Origin of the sequence: Martelella mediterranea DSM 17316, assembly GCF_002043005.1 — a bacterium.
In the GTDB taxonomy this organism is placed as follows: Bacteria; Pseudomonadota; Alphaproteobacteria; order Rhizobiales; family Rhizobiaceae; genus Martelella; species Martelella mediterranea.
Genome location: NZ_CP020330.1, coordinates 3,833,922 through 3,851,311, shown reverse-complemented (window position 1 = coordinate 3,851,311; position 17,390 = coordinate 3,833,922). Strand labels below are relative to the sequence as shown.

Genomic DNA, 17,390 nt, shown 5'->3' with positions numbered 1-17,390 from the left:
AAGCTTTGCCATCCGTCATTTTAGGGCTGTCAGGGCTCCGTTGTTCAGTTCAACTTCATGTATATCTGGAATAATTTTATTTAAAAAATAATATTTTATTTGCGTTGTATCCATTTTATTTAATTTCTCTGGAGTGAAGCAAGCCAATAATATTAAAATTATTTCATATCTTCCTTCACTCAATCCGTTTTGCTGTATGAAATTAGTTCTGAATTCCTTTTCAGGTTGAGCGCCATAATACCCTATTATGTTATCAAATTCATAAAGTATATCTCGAAACTCATCTCGTAAGAGCCTATCTTTTCTGATTGTTTTTGATAAAAAATAGAGTAGTTCAATTCCAAATTTAAATTTATTATCTTTGTGTTCTATAAAATATGAGCCTTCATCATACTTAAAATTATCTGAATTAGCTTCGTGCGCAATCTCACACCTTAGGTCTTTGTAAAGTGATTTTGTTGAAGTAATTTCATTTCCATTTTTATCCATTGAAGTTATTTTTGGAAATCCATTTACGGTTAGATAAGTCTCAAACCACTTTCTGTCGTCTCCTGGTTTCTTTTTTTGATTTGAGTTATTTTTCCTGAGTCTCTCAGATGCTGCTGAGGTCGCGACGAGAAGCAAAATGAGAGCCGGTTCATATTGTCCGATTTCAATAAGTTTTTGAGCCTCTTCATATCTTTTGCGGATCGTCATTTCAAAACCTCCCTAGATCGCCAGATATTCCTCGCGCAGTTCGGCGTTGTCGAGCACTTCGGCCGCGGTGCCGGAGAAGACGATCTGGCCGGTGTCCATGATCACCGCCTTGTCGGAGAGGCGGAGGGCCGCCACCGCGTTCTGTTCGACGATGATGGTGGTGATGCCGAGGTCGCGGATCTGGCGGACGATGCTTTCGATCTCGTGAACGATCACCGGGGCGAGGCCCTCATAGGGTTCATCGAGGAACAGGATCTTGATGTCGCGGGCGAGCGCGCGGGCGACCGCCAGCATCTGCTGTTCGCCGCCGGACATGGTGACGGCGTCCTGCTTGCGGCGCTCGGCAAGGCGCGGGAAGTGGTCGTAGATCTTTTCGAGGGTCCAGCCCTTTTCGCCCGAGACCTGGGCGAGAACGAGGTTTTCCTCGACCGTCAGCCCGCCGATGATCCGGCGATCCTCCGGCACGAGTTGGACGCCCATCTTTGCGGCCTGGAAGGCGCGCTTGCTGTGGAGCGGTTCGCCGTTCAGCCAGATTTCGCCGCTTTTCAGGGCCGGATTGTCGAGACGGGCGAGGGTGCGCAGCGTGCTGGTTTTGCCGGCGCCGTTGCGGCCGAGGAGGGAGAGCACTTCGCCCTTGGCGATATCGAAGGAAACGCCCTGAACGATGTAGCTTTCGCCGTACCAGGCGTGAATGTCGCGGACGCTGAAGAATGCATCGCCCTTTTCGGTGGCCATCCGGTTTTGCTCCTCGCGGACATTGTTGCTGTGCATGTTCATGCCTCGGCCTCGCCAAGATAGGCTTCCTTGACCTTCGGGTTGCCGCGCACCTCATCGGGAGAACCTTCGGCGATGATGCGGCCCTGCGCAAGCACCGAGATCCTGTCGGCAAGCGAGAACACGACATGCATGTCATGCTCGATGATAACTTTGGTCATGCCGCGGGCCTTGATGCGCTGAAGCAGTTCGATGGTGCGGTTGGTGTCGTGACGGGCCATGCCGGCGGTGGGCTCGTCGAGAAGCAGGAGTTTGGGTTTCTGGATCAGGCACATGGCAAGCTCCAGCCGGCGCTTGTCGCCGCGCGACAGCGAGCCCGCCTCGTGATGGCGGCGCGCGGAAAGCCCGATATCCTTGAGGATGAACTCGGCCTCCTCGCGTACTTCCCGTTCGCCGGCAAGGGCGCGGATGGCATTCAGCTTGAACGCGCCGTCGCGGCGGGCGAAGGCTGGGATCATGACGTTTTCGATCAGCGTCAGGTCGGGGAAGATTTCCGGCGTCTGGAACACGCGCGAGACGCCCATCTGGTTGATCTCGTGGGGCGCGTGGCTGGTCAGCGTCTGGCCATCGAAGACGACCTTGCCGTGGGTCGGCTTCAGCCGGCCGATGCAGACATTGAGCAGGGTGGACTTGCCGGCGCCATTGGGGCCGATAATGGCGTGGACCTTGCCGCTTTCGACCTCGAGATTGACATCGGAGAGCGCGCGCAGCCCGCCGAAGCTCTTGTGGACGTCGTCGACGTGAAGGACGATGTTTCTGTCGGCCATGGTGCTACTCCGCGGGCTGGACTTCGGCGACGGATTGTTCCTCCGCCTTGCCGGTGCCGCCGCCGCCAAAGCGGGCGCGGACACGTTTGACGCCTTCCATGATGCCGCCGGGCAGGAAGATCACGATCGCCATGAAGATCAGGCCGAGCGTCAGGTGCCAGCCGTCGCCGACAAACAGCGACAGGAGCTTGACCACCGGGGTCTCGAGCGCGTCCGGCAGGAAGGAGAAGGTCTGGTGCAGGGCCTGCTCGTTGAAGGACGAGAAGATGTTTTCGAAATATTTGATGACAACCGCGCCGATGACCGGGCCGACCAGCGTGCCGACGCCGCCGAGAATGGTCATCAGCACGACCTCGCCCGATGCCGTCCATTGCATGCGTTCGGCACCCGCCAGCGGATCGGTGACGGCCATCAGCGCACCGGCGAGACCGGCGAACATGCCGGAGATGATGAAGGCGGAGCGCAGATAAGGCCTGGTGTTGAAGCCGGTATACATCATCCGGTTCTGGTTCGATTTCACCGCCTTCAGCATCATGCCGAAGGGCGAGCGGAAGATGCGGATGGTGAGGTAGAAGCAGATCAAAAGGGCGATGGCGCAGAAATAGAAGCCGCCATAGCCCTGGAGCTGGATGCCGAAGAAATCGGGCGAGGGCAGGCCGGCGCCGGCTTCGAAGAACATCCGGTCGAGAATGCGCGGATCATTGTGCGAAAGCTGCAGGCCGGTCTCGCCGTTTGTGATCGGGGTCAGCACCGAATAGGCGAGGTTGTAGCTCATCTGGGCGAAAGCGAGTGTCAGGATCGAGAAATAGATGCCCGAGCGGCGGAGTGTGACATAGCCGATGACGGCGGCGAACAGGCCGGAACAGATCATCGCGAAGATGATCGCGGGGATCGCGTTCATCGTCAGAAGCTTGAACGACCAGACGGCGGCATAGGAGCCGACGCCGAGAAAGGCGGCGTGACCGAAGGAAAGATAGCCCGTCAGCCCGAACAGGATGTTGAAGCCGATGGCGAAAATGCCGAAGATCGCGAATTTCTGCAGGAGCGCCGGATAGGCGGCGCCCAAGGGCATGAACAGGATGGGCGCGGCGAGCACGATGGCCGAGAAGATGGCAAACAGCAGCCAGTCGTTGCGGGAAAGATTGGCGAACATGCGGTGCTATTCCTCCATCACGCCGCGGCGGCCCATGAGCCCGCGCGGCATGGTCAAGAGAATGATGACGGCGACGAGATAGATGATCACCTGGTCGATGCCGGGGATGATGGCTTTCACCTCGTTCATCGAGGCGAAGGACTGCAGGATGCCGAGGGTGAAGCCGGCAATGATCGCGCCCGGCAGCGAGCCCATGCCGCCGACGACCACGACGACGAAGCTGAGCACCAGGAAATCCATGCCGAGGTGATAATTCGGCGGCAGGATCGGCGTGTACATCACGCCCGCAAGGCCCGCGACCACGGCGGCGATGCCGAAGACGACGGTGAAGCGCTTCTCGATATCGATGCCGAGCAGGCCGACGGTTTCGCGGTCGCGCATGCCGGCGCGGACCACCATGCCATAGGTGGTGAATTGCAGGAAGGCGAACACGGCGCCGATGATGGCGAGCGCGGTGACGAAGTAGATCAGCCGCCACCAGGGATAGACGATGAAGGCATCCGGCATGCCGATCCATGCGCCGATATTGGCCGTGCCGGCAAACATCGACGGTGCGGATTGCGGGATCGGGTTGGCACCGAAAATTTTCTTGATGATTTCCTGGAGCACGATGGCGAGGCCGAAGGTGACCAGGATCTGGTCGGCATGGGGACGCTTGTAGAAAAACCGGATCAGGCCGCGTTCCATCGCGAGTCCGATCAGCAGCATGACCGGGATCGCAAGCAGGATCGACAAGGGCACCGACCAGTTGATGATCGCGGCCCCGACATCGCCGAAGGCGTATTCCATATAGGGGATGGCGCGGGGCGCGAACAGCGCGCCCTCTTCCTTGGGCGGCTGGATCGGCCAGGAAATCAGCGCGTTGAAGGCAACGGCGCAGAACGCGCCGAGCATGAACAGCGCCCCATGGGCGAAATTGACCACGCCGAGCGTGCCGAAAACCAGGGTGAGGCCAAGCGCGATCAGCGAATAGGCCGCGCCCTTGTCCAGACCGTTCAGAATTTGAATGATGATGGCGTCCATTACCCGCTATCCGCTGTTGAGATGCGCGGGACCGGGCGCAAATCTGGCGCCCGGTCCGTTGTTCATCTGGCCGAGATCAGCACTGCTTGGCCGTATCGGGGCCGAGCTCGCCGCCGAAGATCGACGGGTCGTAGTCGACCTGCGAACGCGGGACGATCTGGACCACCTTCAGCAGATCGTATTCGTTCTGCGGATCGGGGTTGCCGCGCACGACGAGGCAGTCCTTCATGCACTGGTGGTCGGCGGCGCGGTAGAGCGTCGGGCCGTTGCCGAGACCATCGAACTCGAAGCCTTCCAGCGCCTTGATGACTTCCGGTGCGAAGAAGGTGCCGGCGCGCTCGACGGCATCGGCGTAGAGCAGGGCCTGGACGTAGCAGGTCTGGGCCGCCTGCGACGGCGGGAAGCCATATTCGGCGCCGAAGGATTGGACGAAGGCCTTGGTGCCGTCATCTTCCAGTGACCACAGCCAGTTGGCAGAGCCGAGGATATTCTGCGCGGCGGCGCCCGCGCCCTTGGCCATCAGGTCGGAGAACAGCGGAACGACGATCTCGAAATTCTTGCCGTTGACCTGCTTGTCCTTGAGGCCGAACTGGACGGCCTGGGTCAGCGAATTGACCATGTCGCCGCCGTAGTGGTTGAGGATCAGCACATCCGCGCCGGAATTCAGAACCGGGGTGATGTACTGCGAAAAGTCGCCCGCGCCGACAGGGGTCTTGACCGTCTGGACGGTTTCCCAGCCGAGCGCCTCGGTGGCGTTCTTCATCGATTCCTCCTGGGTCCAGCCCCAGGTGTAGTCGGCGGTCAGGTGATAGGCGCGGCGGTCCGCGCCGTATTCGGCGGCAAGCACGGGGCCGAGCGCCTCGCCGGACTGATAGGCGTTGAAGAAGTGGCGGAAGCCGTAGCGGCGCTTGTCCTTGCCGGTGGTGTCGTTGGAATGCGTCAGGCCGGCCATGAAGATGACGCCCATGTCCTGGCAGAGGCTCTGCACGGCGACGGCCACGCCGGAGGATGAGCCGCCGGTGATCATCACCGCGCCATCCTTCTCGATCATGCGCTTGGCGCCGTCGCGGGCGGCATCGGATTTGGTCTGGGTGTCGCCGGTGACATAGTCGACCTTCTTGCCGAGAATGCCGTTGCCCTTGAGCGTCTTCGAGGAGAAGGTGGCGAGCATGCCGCCATCGCCTTCGCCGTTCAGATGCTTGGCGGCGAGCTGGAGGGCCTTCAACTCGTCGAGGCCTTCATCGGCGTAAGGACCGGTCTGGGGCACGTTGAAGCCGAGCACGACATTGCTGCCGGTGGGCATGTTGCAGGACATCTGGTCCTGGGCGTATGCGCCGCGGACGAAATGCATGGGTGCGGCGAGCGTGATGCCGGCGGCCGCGCCCGCTCTCAGCAGGCTGCGCCGGTTCATGATAAAGCGAGACATTCAGACTCCTCCCAAGTCGTGAAAAGGGCTGCGCTCTCCTCAGCGCAGAAGCGCTCATCCTCCGGAGCGCATGGGGTGATGCTAGCAAGCGGGCAAATTGTCGCAATTGACCGATAGTGATAAGACCTTTGTTTAAGTCAGTAGTTACTTACCTAATGTCCGACGTGATGCGGGTTGAAGCGCGACCGCGATGCGCGCATATAGGCGGTTCGGCGAAAAGGAAGAATAATGGCTGACAAGGCGGACGAACCTTTCTGGCGGGTGAAGCGGCTCGAGGAGATGGACAATCGCGAATGGGAAGCCCTTTGCGATGGTTGCGGGCTTTGCTGTCTCAACAAGCTGGAAGACTGGGAGACGGGAGAGGTGGCCTTCACCTCGGTCGCCTGTCGCCTGCTGGACGGACATAGCTGCCAGTGTTCGGATTACGAGCACCGGCAGAAGACGGTGCCGGAGTGCATTCAGCTCGATATGGAGGGCGTGCGGGAAATCCCCTGGCTGCCGCCGACCTGCGCCTATCGGCTGGTTCATGAGGGCCGCGATCTCTACTGGTGGCATTATCTGGTTTCCGGAGACCGCGAGACGGTGCATCAGGCCGGGATTTCGGCCCGCGACAAGACCATCAGCGAGATGAAGGTGGCGGTTGAGGATTACGAGGACTACCTGATCGAATGGCCGGTGCTGACGGGCGAGAAGACGGGATGAGACCTTCCTCCGGTATTACAAGATAAGAAAAAATACCTATTATAGGAAAATAATCCTTGACGGCGTAACGGTGCTTTGGTAGCTTCTGTCTACGGTCGGGAATTTGCGGGTTTGAACCCGCTTCGCCTTTCCCGCCGGACTCAGCCGTCACTCAGACTGGAGCGGTTCCGCTTTTCCTCGTATCGGCGGAACCACTCTATCTTTTTGATCTTCTGCGAGCCGGTGACGGCTCCATCAGGAATTGTTGCCGCCCGGTCTCGACCGGGCTTTTTTTATGGTCGAACGGCGGGTCTCCCAAGGCGCGCCGGAAGGAGCTTCATTGTGGCTGACCATGAGTCATTCGATATCTCGCTGTTCGGGCTGTGGCCGCGCAATCCGCGTTACGAAGGCGGGGCCGGGCGAACGGAGGCGGGCTACCATTTCATCGAACCGAAGACGCGGCGCGGCGGCGGCGATGATGACATGCGGCTGCTTTTGAACGACCTGACGGCGGAGATGCGCGCGCAGTTTGCCTTCTTCAAGCGGCTGCGCATGCGGGCGGTGAAGCGGGGTAGCCAAGTCGATGACGGCGATGCGCGTGCCGAGGTGAAGGCGGCGACCGATGCGATCGCGCTGATCATCCGCACGCTGGAAAAGGCCGACGAGCTGCAGCGGCGGCTGGCGGCCAGCCGCAAGGACGAGGAAGAGCGCCAACTGAATTTCAGGGATTACGACAATGCCAAAGCCCATTTCCTCGACCTCATCGAAAAACGGGCCGAGGAACTGGCGGAACGAAAGCTTGCCGAACGCGAGCGCGCCGTCTGATCCGTTTCAATACGCCGCCTTTCTTGCCAAGGAGTGGCGGTTTTTGGCGCGGCCGGAGCAATTGCCGCCGGCGCGAGACTGGCGGACATGGCTGCTGATGGGCGGGCGCGGCTCCGGCAAGACCCGGGCCGGGGCGGAGTGGGTGCACGATCTGGCGATTGCCGATGGCGAGAAGAGCGAATTGCGGATCGCGCTGGTGGCGGAGACGCTTGGCGATGCCCGCGAGGTGATGATCGACGGGGTTTCCGGGATCTGCCGGATAGCCCGGCGGATGAAACCGGATTTCGAGATTTCGCGCCGACGGCTGGTGTGGCCGAACGGGGCGGTGGCCTATCTGTTTTCCTCCGAGGATCCGGAGGCGCTGCGCGGGCCGCAATTTCACTTTGCCTGGTGCGACGAACTGGCGAAATGGCGCTATGGGCAGGAATGCTGGGATATGCTGCAATTCGGCCTGAGGCTCGGGCGCCTGCCGCGGCAGATGGTGACGACGACGCCGCGCGCGGTGCCGCTGTTGAAGCGGCTGATGGCGGAAGACGACACCGTGCTGACCCGGATCTCGACCGCGGACAACCGCGCCAATCTGGCGCCGGGCTTTATCAAGGCGCTTTCCAGCCGTTATGGCGGAACGCGGCTTGGACGACAGGAGCTTGACGGCGAACTGATCGAGGATCGCGAGGATGCGCTGTGGCGACGCTCCGATCTCGACGCGATCGTCGCCCGCCGGGCGATGGCGACCGGACGGATTGTCGTGGCGGTCGATCCGCCGGTGGGCTCGGGGCGCAATTCGGTTTGCGGCATTGTGGTTGCGGGCGGGATGGAAAATGGTGGCGCGCTGGTGCTGGCCGATTGTTCTGTCGAGGGTGGTTCGCCGGCGCAATGGGCCCGCGCGGTGGTGGAGGCCTATCGGCGCTTCGATGCCGACCGGGTGGTGGCCGAAATCAACCAGGGCGGCGATATGGTGACGGCGATGCTGCGCAGCGTGGATGAACGGCTGCCGGTTTCGACGGTGCGCGCCAAACGCGGCAAGTTTCTGCGTGCCGAGCCGGTGGCGGCCCTCTACGAACAGGGCCGGGTGCGCCATGCCGGGCATTTTGCGAGGCTCGTGGACCAGATGTGCGATTTCGGGCCGGACGGGCTTTCGGCGGGCCGGTCTCCCGACCGGCTGGATGCGCTGGTCTGGGCGCTGACGGCGCTGCTTCTGGAGGGCGACGGGATGCCGCGCGTACGCGGCGTATAGCGACTTGCGCGCCGCAATTGCCCGTGCTAGCCGAAGCCCGAACAGCGCAGAGGTCTGGCATGATACGACATATCGTTTTCTTCTCGGTTCCCGAAGGCGGGGACGCGGATGCGGTTGAGACCGGGCTTTCGATGCTGACCGAAAACCCGCATGCGAGTGTGCTGGAAATCGGGCGCAACACCCGCAGCGACCTCTATGACGAACAGGTCGATTTCGTCGTCTATGGCGAGTTCGAGGACGAGGCGGCGCTGGCGGCCTATCGGGCCCATCCGATCTATCAGAAGTCGACGGCGACGGTGCGGCCATTGCGCGAGATGCGGATGGCGGCGGATTACGATACCGACAAGGCGGTGAAGACATCGCGTTACGTTGGTTGAGGGATCGTAGCTGGGGCGCCGTCGTGAAGTGTTCCGGTAGGTTTTTCGTAGGGATAGGCTCCCCCCTCACTGCCCCTTTCGGGGCATCTCTCCCCGCCGGGGCGAGAAGATTGGGGGGCTTTGCGGTGGTGCCGGTGCGATAGTCGGCGCGTGGATAGCTCGCGGCCTTGCCGCTTTTGTAGTTTTTCAAAGCTCCGGTTTTCCGGGGCTTTTTTTGTTTTGAGAACAGAGAGGTGTGGCATGAAGATGCCCTTTCATCTGCCGGGGCGGCGTCCGGCGGGCGTGGTTTCCGCGTCCGAGAAAAAGGCAGCGCCGGTGATGCTTTCGGCGCTTTCGATGAGCGGGGAGGCGCGGTGGACGGGGCGGTCCTATGCCGCGCTGTCGCGCGAGGGGTTCATGAAGAACCCGGTGGCGCACCGTGCGGTGCGGCTGATTGCCGAGGCGGCGGCCGCGATGCCCTGGCAGCTTTTCGATGAGGGCGCGCTGGTGTCCGACCATCCGCTGTTGGCGCTGCTGAAGCGGCCGAATGGGCGCATGAGCGGTTCGGATTTCTTCGAGGCGCTGTTCGGGCATCTGCTGCTTTCCGGCAATGCTTATGTGGAGCCGATCCTGGTGGGAGAGACGCTGCGGGAGTTGCATCTGTTGCGGCCTGACCGGGTGCGGATCATCGAGGGGCGGGACGGGTGGCCGGAGGCTTATGAATACCGGATCGGCGCGCATGTGAGCCGGTTTGCGGCCGAGGGCGACGGGCTGACGGTGCTGCATATGCGGCTGTTCCACCCGCTCGACGATCATTCGGGGCTCTCGCCGCTTGCCGCGGCGCAGATGGCGCTTGATCTGCATAATGCCTCGTCGGTCTGGAACAAGGCGCTGCTCGACAATTCCGCGCGGCCTTCCGGCGCGCTGGTCTATCAGCCGAAGGATGGCGGGAACTTGACCGAGGAGCAGTATGACCGGCTGAAGCAGGAGCTGGAGGAAGGCTATGCCGGGCCGATGCGCGCCGGCCGGCCGCTGCTGCTCGAAGGCGGGCTTGACTGGAAGGCGATGGGGCTGACGCCGCGCGACATGGACTTCACCGAGGCCCGCAACGGCGCGGCGCGGGACATCGCGCTGGCCATTGGCGTGCCGCCGATGATGCTCGGCATTCCCGGCGACAACACCTATTCCAACTACCAGGAAGCGAACCGCGCCTTCTACCGGCTGACGGTTCTGCCGCTGATTGCGCGCACCGCCGCGGCGCTGACGAGCTGGCTTGCGCCGATCTATGGCGCGGGGCTGAAGTTGGAGGTCGATCTCGACCAGGTCTCCGCCCTTTCGGCGGAGCGCGATGCGCTGTGGACCCGGGTGTCCGGCGCCGATTTTCTCTCTGACGAGGAGAAGCGCGAGGCTGTCGGCTACTGAAAAGACCGGCGAATTTCAAGGAGTGGATATGGGCGAGAACACCATGCTGGCCGATGAACTGAAATATGCCGACCTGTCGCTGACCGACCTTGCGGGCGACGGTTCGTTTTCTGGCTATGCGAGCCTGTTCGGCGAGATCGACCTCGGCAAGGACATGATCGAGCGCGGCGCGTTTTCCCGCTCGCTGCAAAAGCGCGGCGCGGGCGGCGTGCGGATGCTGTTCCAGCACGATCCCTGCGAGCCCATCGGGACGTGGACGAAGATCCGCGAGGACGGGCGCGGGCTTTATGTCGAGGGCGTGCTTTCGGCCGATGTGGCGCGCGCCCGCGAGGTGCACGCGCTGATGAAGGCGGGCGGGCTCGACGGACTTTCGATCGGCTTCCAGACGGTAAGGGCGCGGACGGATGCGAAATCCGGTGTCCGCCGGGTGCTGGAGGCTGATCTGTGGGAGATATCGATCGTCACCTTTCCGATGCTGCCTTCCGCGCGGATCGCGAATGTGAAGCAGGCGGGCGATATCTTTCCGACAATCAGAGAATTCGAGCGATGGCTGACGCGGGATGCCGGCCTCTCCCGAAAGGCGGCGCGCCGGTTTCTGGCCGGCGGCTATGACGCGCTTGTTGGCAGGCAGGATGCGGCCAATGGCGCAGACGGGGCGGATGACGACCGGCTTCTCGGCCTGCTGCGGCGGGCGAGCCGGATGATGACGCCCTGACATCACTTGCGGTCGGTTGCCACATGCGACGTCCGCATTCCAATGACAATTGCGAGAGGACAGGATTGTGACCATGTCTCAGATGAAGGTTGCGCCGGAGATCAAGAGCGCGCCGATCAACCAGGCGTTCGAAGACTTCATGTCGAGCTTCGAGGCCTTCAAGGAAGCCAATGACCGCCGGCTCGGCGAAATCGAGAGCAAGATGGGCGAGGATGCGGTGACACGCGAGAAGGTCGACCGCATCAACCGCGCCATGGACGCCCAGTCGCGGCTGATCGACGAGATGCAGCTGAAGAAGGCGCGCCCTTCGCTAGGCCGTTCGAACGCTCTTGCGGCGAGCGAACACAAGGCGGCATTCGAGAACTATATCCGTCGTGGCGACGAGCAGGGGCTGCGCGCCCTTGAGGCCAAGGCGATTTCGACGACCGAAAGCGATGGCGGCTATCTGGTGCCGGATGAAACCGATACCGAAATCGGCCGCCGGCTGACGGCGGTTTCGCCGATCCGTCAACTGGCGACGGTTCGCCAGGTTTCGGGTGCGGTGCTGAAGAAGCCGTTCATCGCCTCGGGCTTTACCGCCGGCTGGGTGGGTGAGATCGCCGACCGCGACCAGACGGCGACGCCGGATATTTCCGAGCTGTCCTTCCCTACGATGGAGCTATACGCGATGCCGGCGGCGAGTGCCTCGCTGCTGGATGATGCGGCAGTGGACGTCGAGAGCTGGATCGCCAGCGAGATCGACATCGCCTTTGCCGAACAGGAGAGTGCGGCCTTCATCAACGGCAATACGGCGACCATGCCGAAGGGTTTTCTGAGCTACACCAATGTGGCTGACAGCGCCTGGGAATGGGGCAAGATTGGCTATGTCGCCACCGGCGCGGATGGTGCGTTCAAGGCGGCCGATCCTTCCGACACGCTGATCGAGACGATCTATTCGCTGAAGGCGGCGCACCGTCAGAATGCCCATTTCGTGATGAACCGTAAGACGCAGGGCATGATCCGCAAGTTCAAGGATGATGACGGCAATTATCTGTGGCAGCCGCCGGCCGGCCTCGGCCAGTCGGCCTCGCTCATGGGCTTCCCGGTGACCGAGGCCGAGGACATGCCGGATATCGCGACCGACGAGACGGCGATTGCCTTTGGCGATTTCGCCGCCGGCTATCTGGTGGTCGATCGCACCGGGGTTCGGGTGTTGCGCGACCCCTATTCAGCCAAGCCCTATGTGCTGTTCTACACCACCAAGCGCGTTGGCGGCGGGGTGCAGAATTTCGAGGCGATCAAGCTGATCAAGTTCGGCGAGGCGTGAGGCTGGTAGCTTCTGACGGGTCTGTCGTCTGGCCTGGATCCTCGGGTCAAGCCCGAGGATGACCCGGAGGAAGACGGAGAGTTGAGACAGGACAGCCCCGGCGCTTGCGTCGGGGCTTTTTCGTTGCCGGAGGAAATTTGACGATGAGCTATGCCCTGATAACGCCGCCGGCGGAAGAGCCGGTGAGCCTCAGCGAGGCCAAGGCGTTCATGCGCCTCGATGGCAGCGAGGAAGATGATTTTGTAGCGGCGCTGATCGTGGCCGCACGGGAATATCTGGAAAGCGTGAGCGGTCTGGCGCTGGTAACGCAGACCTGGCGGCTCTACCGCGACGCCTGGCCGGCCAGCGGCATGATTTCACTGGCGCATGGGCCGGTGCAGAGCGTCGATGCGGTGACCGCCTATGAAGGCGATGGTGAGGCGACGGTTGTTGCACTCGACGGCGGACGGCTTGATGGCCGGGCGCGGCCGGCGCGGTTCTACCTGCCCGGCATGGGCGGATGGCGGGCCGGCGTCAACGGCATCGAGGTGGAATTTACATCGGGTTTTGGCGCAGCGGCGGACGTGCCGGAGGTCGCGAGGCAAGCGATGCTGCGCCATGTGGCGCACATGTTCGTGTTCCGGGGCGCGATCGGGCCCGATCAGCAGCCGGCCGGAACGCCGGACGGCTATGACCGGCTGATTGCGCCGCTCAAGGCATGGAGGCTTTGATGCGTACGTTTGATCCGGGGGCGTTTTCGGCCCGTCTCGATCTGATGGCCCCCACGTTCACCTCGGATGGGCAGGGCGGTGCGGCGGAGAACTGGTCGGAGGTCGCAAAGCTCTGGGCGCGGGTCGAGCCGGTCTCGATTGCCTTCGATGAGGAAGCCAATGGCGAGGTCGTTCGCCTGACCCATGAGGTCTGGATGCGGATGCGGTCGGATCTGGCGCCGGGGATGCGGCTCACGCGCGGCGGTCGGGTGTTCAGGATCAATGGCTGGCGCGATCCCGATGAGACCGGACGATACCTTGTCTGCCGATGCGAGGAGATCGAGCCATGAGTTCGCCGGAAAACGCGCTTCTAGCGGCAATCCATGCGGCGCTTTCTGGCGATGGCGAGTTGACGGGACTGATCGGCGCGGATGCGATCTTCGACCGGTTGCTGAGCAGGCCGCGACTGCCCGCCATCGTCTTCGGAGAATGCGTCACCACCGATGTTTCAACGGTGGACGGCAAACTTTTCGAGCATGCGCTGACGATCGAGATCTGGTCAGAGGCGCATGGGCGCAAGGCATTGCAGCAGATCGAGGCGCGGGTGAGGGCGTCGCTCGATGATCAGGCGCTGTCGCTCTCCGGTGCGACGCTCGTCAATCTTGCGCATCGTTCGACCAGGGTGAAGCGGGTGACGCGGACCGGCTATTTCCTCGCCGAAATGCGCTTTCGCGCGGTGACCGAACCGGCGTGAGCCGCTGATTTCCAGACACACAACGGAGAGTTCCATGACTGCCCAGAAAGGCAAGGACCTGCTTTTGAAGCTGCATAATGGCAGCACCTATGAAACCGTCGCCGGCCTGAGGTCGCGGCGGCTGGCGTTCAACGCCGAGACGGTGGACATCACCGATTCCGAAAGCGCCGGGCGGTGGCGCGAGCTGCTGGCCGGCGCCGGCGTTCAGCGGGCGTCGATGACGGCTTCGGGAATCTTCAAGGACCAGGCATCCGATGAGACGCTGCGTGCCGCGTTTTTCTCCGCCGCGCTGGTGGAGGCGCAGATCGTGATCCCGGGGTTCGGTATCGTTGCCGGGCCGTTCCAGATCTCCGCGCTCGAATATAACGGCCAGCACAATGGCGAGGTCCAGTTCGAGATTGCGCTGGAATCGGGCGGCGCCGTGAGCTTCGGAGCGGCGGTATGAGCCGCGGCGGCGGAAGGGCGAACCGCCATCGCGGCGAGGTGGAGGCGGTGTTCGATGGTGAGCGGCGGATTCTCTGCCTGACGCTCGGGGCGCTCGCGGAGCTGGAAACCGCGTTTGCTGCCGCCGGTCTGGCCGACCTCGGCAGCCGGCTTTCGTCGGGCGGGCTGAAGGCGCGCGATCTGATCGCGATCATCGGCGCCGGACTGCGCGGCGGTGGCAATGCGATCGATGACGAAGAGGTGGCCGCCATGAGTATGGAAGGCGGCGTCGCGGCCTATGCAAGCCTTGTCGGCGAACTGCTGACGGTGACGTTTACGGGAGGGGAGGCCTCGAAAGAGACGGACCCTTCCTAGCCGCAGCGGCAGAGCCCCAACCTCCCATCGCCGAACCGTTCCCCTGGCGGGCGGCGATCCATACCGGGCTCTGCACGCTGCGGCTTCCTCCGGCGACGTTCTGGGCGCTGTCGCCGATGGAGTTCGCGGCGATGGCGGGCGCGTTCGCGCCGGCCGAGGGCTTTCCGACGCGGGCGGCCCTCGACGATCTGATGACCCGCTTTCCCGACAGATGAGGACGTTTCATGGACATTGAAGAGACGAGTATCGATGGCGCGCGCGAGAGCGCCAGCGCGCTCTACGACGTGCTGCTCGATCTGGAAACGCAATCCGACCGGTTTGCGGGCGCGCTTACCACGGCGCTGAAGGACGCAACGCTTGGCGGCAAGGGGCTGCAGACTGTGCTGGGGGACCTCGGGCGTCGGCTGAACGATCTGGCGCTCAACGCGGCGCTGAAGCCGTTGGAAGGCGTGATCGCAAGCCAGATCGGCTCACTGACAGGCGGGCTGGTGGAGGCCGTGGCTCACGCCAAGGGCGGGGTGCCGGGCAGGATTACGCCCTTTGCCGCCGGCGGCATCGTTTCGACGCCGACCTATTTCGGAATGAATGGCGGCCTGGGGCTGATGGGCGAGGCCGGCAGCGAGGCGATCCTGCCGCTGAAGCGCGGGGCCGATGGCTCGCTCGGGGTAGCCGCGGGCGGCGGCGGTGGCGCGCGGATTGTTTTCAACGTCTCGACGCCCGATGCGGAGAGCTTCCGCAAGAGCGAGGGGCAGGTCTCGGCGATGCTGGCGCGGGCGGTGCGCTCCGGCCAGCGCAATATCTGAGGAGCGGTCATGAGCGCGAGTTTTCATGAGGTGCGGTTTCCGCTGCGCCTGTCACTCTCGGTAAGCGGTGGGCCGGCGCGGCGCACCGATATTGTCAACCTCTCCAACGGCCACGAATCGCGCAATCAGCGATGGCGGGATTCGCGTCGGTCGTACGACGCGGGCTCGGCAGTACGTTCGGTGGCCGATCTTTATGAGTTGATGGCGTTTTTCGAGGCGCGCGGCGGCCAGCTTTACGGGTTCCGGTTTCGCGATCCGGTCGATTTCAAATCCTGCGGTCCGCTTGCCGAGCCGGCAGCCGGCGATCAGTGGATTGCGACCGGGGACGGCGCGACGACGGGCTTTCAACTGATCAAGACCTATGGCGATGGCGCGGCGTCCTGGACCAGGACGATCCGGAAGCCGGTGGTCGACAGCGTGAAGGTCGCTGTCGATGGCGTTGCCGCATCCGGATTTTCCGTCGATGCGGCGAGCGGGGTTGTGACGTTTGCGAGCCCACCGGCTAACGGTGCCGCGATTTTCGCCGGATACGAATTCGATGTGCCGGTGCGCTTCGATATCGACCGCATCGACATCAATATGAAGGCATTCAATGCGGGCAGCGTGCCATCGGTGCCGCTGGTGGAGGTCAAGCCATGAGGGAGATCGAAGCGGGCCTTCTGGCCCACCTTTCCGAAGATGCGACCACGGTGTGTTCCTGCTGGCGGGTGGTGCTGAAGGACGGCGCGGTCATGGGCTTTACCGAACATGACCATGACCTTCACTTCGCATCCACAACCTTTCTGGCGGCGAGCGGGTTTGCGGCGACGAACCTCGAGACGGAGGAAGGGCTTGCGGCCAGTACCAGCGAGGTCGCAGGCGGATTTTCCAGTAAGGCGATCACCGAGGAAGCGCTTGCTGCCGGGCAGTATGACGGGGCGCGGGTGGAGGCCTATCTGGTTAACTGGCGCAACCCGTCGCAACACCAGCGGATGTATGTGCACGAAATCGGCGAAGTGACTCGTGAGGGCGGCGGATTTACGGCGGAGTTGCGGTCTGTGACGCACCGCTTGTCCCAGCCGCAGGGGCGCAGTTTCTCGCGCCGTTGCGATGCCGCGCTCGGGGACGGAAAATGTGGATTTAACCTCGCCACGCCGGGGTTCACGGCGACCGGGACCGTCGTCGCGGTCGATAGCGATGCGCAACTGACGGTATCGGTCGGCGGAGAATTCGCCGCGGGTTTCTTTTCGTTTGGCGTTCTTTCGTTCGAGAGCGGTGCGCTTTCCGGCACGAAAGCGGATATCGAGACCAATCATGGTGCGGGCGGGTCGATGCGGCTGGAGCTCTGGCTTCCGCTGGAGGCGACGCCGGCGATCGGCGATACGGTGCGGCTGACGGCGGGCTGCGACAAGGCGTTTTCCACCTGCAAGGCGAAGTTTGGCAATCATCTCAATTTTCGCGGCTTTCCGCATGTTCCGGGCCCGGATTTTGCCTATTCCTATGTGAATGGCGAGAGCGAGCATGACGGCCGGGCGCTCTACAAATGACGGCGCTTGGCGACGCGGCCGTGGCAATGGCCGAAAAATGGCTCGGGACGCCCTATCGCCACCAGGCGAGCGAGTGCGGGCTAGGATGCGATTGCCTCGGGCTGATACGCGGCGTCTGGCGGGAGCTCTACGGTTCCGCGCCCGAGCCGGCAACGCCCTATGCCGCTGATTGGGCAGAGCGTGGCAGCGAGGAGCGGCTGCTTGACGCGGCGCTTCGCTATTGCGGACCGGCGGTCGCGATGGGCGCGATGCAGCCGGGCGATATTCTTCTGTTTCGCTGGCGGGCGCAGTTTTCGGCCAAGCATGCCGGCATTTTGTGCGGTCCCGATCATTTCATTCATGCCTATGAACAGGCGGGCGTGATCCGCTCCGCCCTTGTTCCCGCGTGGCGGCGCAAGGTTGCGGGCGTTTTCCGCTTTCCCGATCGAGATTGAGGTTT

General features: G+C 62.5%; 23 protein-coding genes. 17 read left to right on the top strand and 6 right to left on the bottom strand.

Features of this window, described 5'->3' with window-relative positions:
• Positions 1 to 15: 15 nt before the first annotated feature.
• From Mame_RS26765 to Mame_RS17880, 6 genes are all read right to left on the bottom strand, one after another.
• On the bottom strand, positions 16 to 696 hold the full coding sequence (locus Mame_RS26765; protein WP_155122141.1) for a hypothetical protein: 681 nt from the start codon (positions 694 to 696) through the stop codon (positions 16 to 18).
• A 12-nt stretch (positions 697 to 708) separates the two neighbouring features.
• Positions 709 to 1,473, bottom strand: coding sequence for an ABC transporter ATP-binding protein (locus Mame_RS17900; protein ID WP_018066622.1), 765 nt, complete (start codon positions 1,471 to 1,473; stop codon positions 709 to 711).
• A complete protein-coding gene (locus Mame_RS17895; RefSeq protein WP_018066621.1) occupies positions 1,470 to 2,237 on the bottom strand; it encodes an ABC transporter ATP-binding protein in 768 nt (255 codons plus the stop codon). Before Mame_RS17895 ends, Mame_RS17900 begins: the two co-directional genes overlap by 4 nt.
• Before the next feature lie 4 nt (positions 2,238 to 2,241).
• Positions 2,242 to 3,390 (bottom strand): branched-chain amino acid ABC transporter permease, encoded by a 1,149-nt coding sequence (locus tag Mame_RS17890; RefSeq protein ID WP_018066620.1) that lies wholly within the window; start codon positions 3,388 to 3,390, stop codon positions 2,242 to 2,244.
• A gap of 6 nt (positions 3,391 to 3,396) precedes the next feature.
• Positions 3,397 to 4,413 (bottom strand): branched-chain amino acid ABC transporter permease, encoded by a 1,017-nt coding sequence (locus Mame_RS17885; protein ID WP_018066619.1) that lies wholly within the window; start codon positions 4,411 to 4,413, stop codon positions 3,397 to 3,399.
• 76 nt (positions 4,414 to 4,489) lie between these two features.
• Complete coding sequence (locus Mame_RS17880; protein ID WP_026173795.1) at positions 4,490 to 5,839, bottom strand: substrate-binding protein; 1,350 nt, start codon at positions 5,837 to 5,839, stop codon at positions 4,490 to 4,492.
• Positions 5,840 to 6,067: 228 nt separating this feature from the next.
• Here Mame_RS17880 and Mame_RS17875 point away from each other — a divergent pair, with 228 nt between their 5' ends.
• The 17 genes from Mame_RS17875 (at position 6,068) to Mame_RS17795 (ending at position 17,385) form a co-directional block, all read left to right on the top strand.
• Entirely contained in the window at positions 6,068 to 6,541 is a 474-nt protein-coding gene (locus Mame_RS17875; protein ID WP_018066617.1) for a YcgN family cysteine cluster protein, read from the top strand.
• Between the two features lie 321 nt (positions 6,542 to 6,862).
• Positions 6,863 to 7,345 (top strand): hypothetical protein, encoded by a 483-nt coding sequence (locus tag Mame_RS17870; protein ID WP_018066616.1) that lies wholly within the window; start codon positions 6,863 to 6,865, stop codon positions 7,343 to 7,345.
• The gene (locus Mame_RS17865; protein WP_079920913.1) at positions 7,257 to 8,582 is read left to right on the top strand and encodes a DNA-packaging protein; all 1,326 of its coding nucleotides are present in this window, start codon (positions 7,257 to 7,259) and stop codon (positions 8,580 to 8,582) included. The genes Mame_RS17870 and Mame_RS17865 overlap by 89 nt, the downstream gene beginning before the upstream one ends.
• Before the next feature lie 59 nt (positions 8,583 to 8,641).
• The gene (locus tag Mame_RS17860) at positions 8,642 to 8,959 is read left to right on the top strand and encodes a Dabb family protein (RefSeq protein WP_018066614.1); all 318 of its coding nucleotides are present in this window, start codon (positions 8,642 to 8,644) and stop codon (positions 8,957 to 8,959) included.
• 240 nt (positions 8,960 to 9,199) lie between these two features.
• Positions 9,200 to 10,360: a phage portal protein gene (locus tag Mame_RS17855; RefSeq protein WP_018066613.1), complete on the top strand. Its 1,161-nt coding sequence runs from the start codon at positions 9,200 to 9,202 to the stop codon at positions 10,358 to 10,360.
• Positions 10,361 to 10,388: 28 nt separating this feature from the next.
• Complete coding sequence (locus Mame_RS17850) at positions 10,389 to 11,075, top strand: HK97 family phage prohead protease (protein ID WP_018066612.1); 687 nt, start codon at positions 10,389 to 10,391, stop codon at positions 11,073 to 11,075.
• An 82-nt stretch (positions 11,076 to 11,157) separates the two neighbouring features.
• The gene (locus tag Mame_RS17845; protein WP_018066611.1) at positions 11,158 to 12,381 is read left to right on the top strand and encodes a phage major capsid protein; all 1,224 of its coding nucleotides are present in this window, start codon (positions 11,158 to 11,160) and stop codon (positions 12,379 to 12,381) included.
• 143 nt (positions 12,382 to 12,524) lie between these two features.
• Positions 12,525 to 13,091: a head-tail connector protein gene (locus tag Mame_RS17840; protein ID WP_018066610.1), complete on the top strand. Its 567-nt coding sequence runs from the start codon at positions 12,525 to 12,527 to the stop codon at positions 13,089 to 13,091.
• Entirely contained in the window at positions 13,091 to 13,420 is a 330-nt protein-coding gene (locus Mame_RS17835) for a phage head closure protein (protein ID WP_018066609.1), read from the top strand. The genes Mame_RS17840 and Mame_RS17835 overlap by 1 nt, the downstream gene beginning before the upstream one ends.
• Complete coding sequence (locus Mame_RS17830; RefSeq protein WP_018066608.1) at positions 13,417 to 13,824, top strand: DUF3168 domain-containing protein; 408 nt, start codon at positions 13,417 to 13,419, stop codon at positions 13,822 to 13,824. The genes Mame_RS17835 and Mame_RS17830 overlap by 4 nt, the downstream gene beginning before the upstream one ends.
• Before the next feature lie 34 nt (positions 13,825 to 13,858).
• The gene (locus Mame_RS17825; RefSeq protein WP_018066607.1) at positions 13,859 to 14,269 is read left to right on the top strand and encodes a phage major tail protein, TP901-1 family; all 411 of its coding nucleotides are present in this window, start codon (positions 13,859 to 13,861) and stop codon (positions 14,267 to 14,269) included.
• Positions 14,266 to 14,622, top strand: coding sequence for a gene transfer agent family protein (locus tag Mame_RS17820; protein ID WP_018066606.1), 357 nt, complete (start codon positions 14,266 to 14,268; stop codon positions 14,620 to 14,622). Before Mame_RS17825 ends, Mame_RS17820 begins: the two co-directional genes overlap by 4 nt.
• A gap of 26 nt (positions 14,623 to 14,648) precedes the next feature.
• Positions 14,649 to 14,837, top strand: coding sequence for a rcc01693 family protein (locus Mame_RS17815; RefSeq protein WP_079920912.1), 189 nt, complete (start codon positions 14,649 to 14,651; stop codon positions 14,835 to 14,837).
• 9 nt (positions 14,838 to 14,846) lie between these two features.
• Complete coding sequence (locus tag Mame_RS17810) at positions 14,847 to 15,425, top strand: phage tail tape measure protein (protein WP_018066604.1); 579 nt, start codon at positions 14,847 to 14,849, stop codon at positions 15,423 to 15,425.
• A 9-nt stretch (positions 15,426 to 15,434) separates the two neighbouring features.
• Entirely contained in the window at positions 15,435 to 16,064 is a 630-nt protein-coding gene (locus tag Mame_RS17805) for a DUF2460 domain-containing protein (RefSeq protein WP_018066603.1), read from the top strand.
• Complete coding sequence (locus Mame_RS17800; protein WP_018066602.1) at positions 16,061 to 16,951, top strand: DUF2163 domain-containing protein; 891 nt, start codon at positions 16,061 to 16,063, stop codon at positions 16,949 to 16,951. Before Mame_RS17805 ends, Mame_RS17800 begins: the two co-directional genes overlap by 4 nt.
• Positions 16,948 to 17,385 carry an NlpC/P60 family protein gene (locus tag Mame_RS17795; protein WP_018066601.1) on the top strand — a complete coding sequence of 146 codons (438 nt, stop codon included), beginning with the start codon at positions 16,948 to 16,950 and terminating at the stop codon, positions 17,383 to 17,385. Before Mame_RS17800 ends, Mame_RS17795 begins: the two co-directional genes overlap by 4 nt.
• The last annotated feature ends 5 nt before the right edge of the window (positions 17,386 to 17,390 follow it).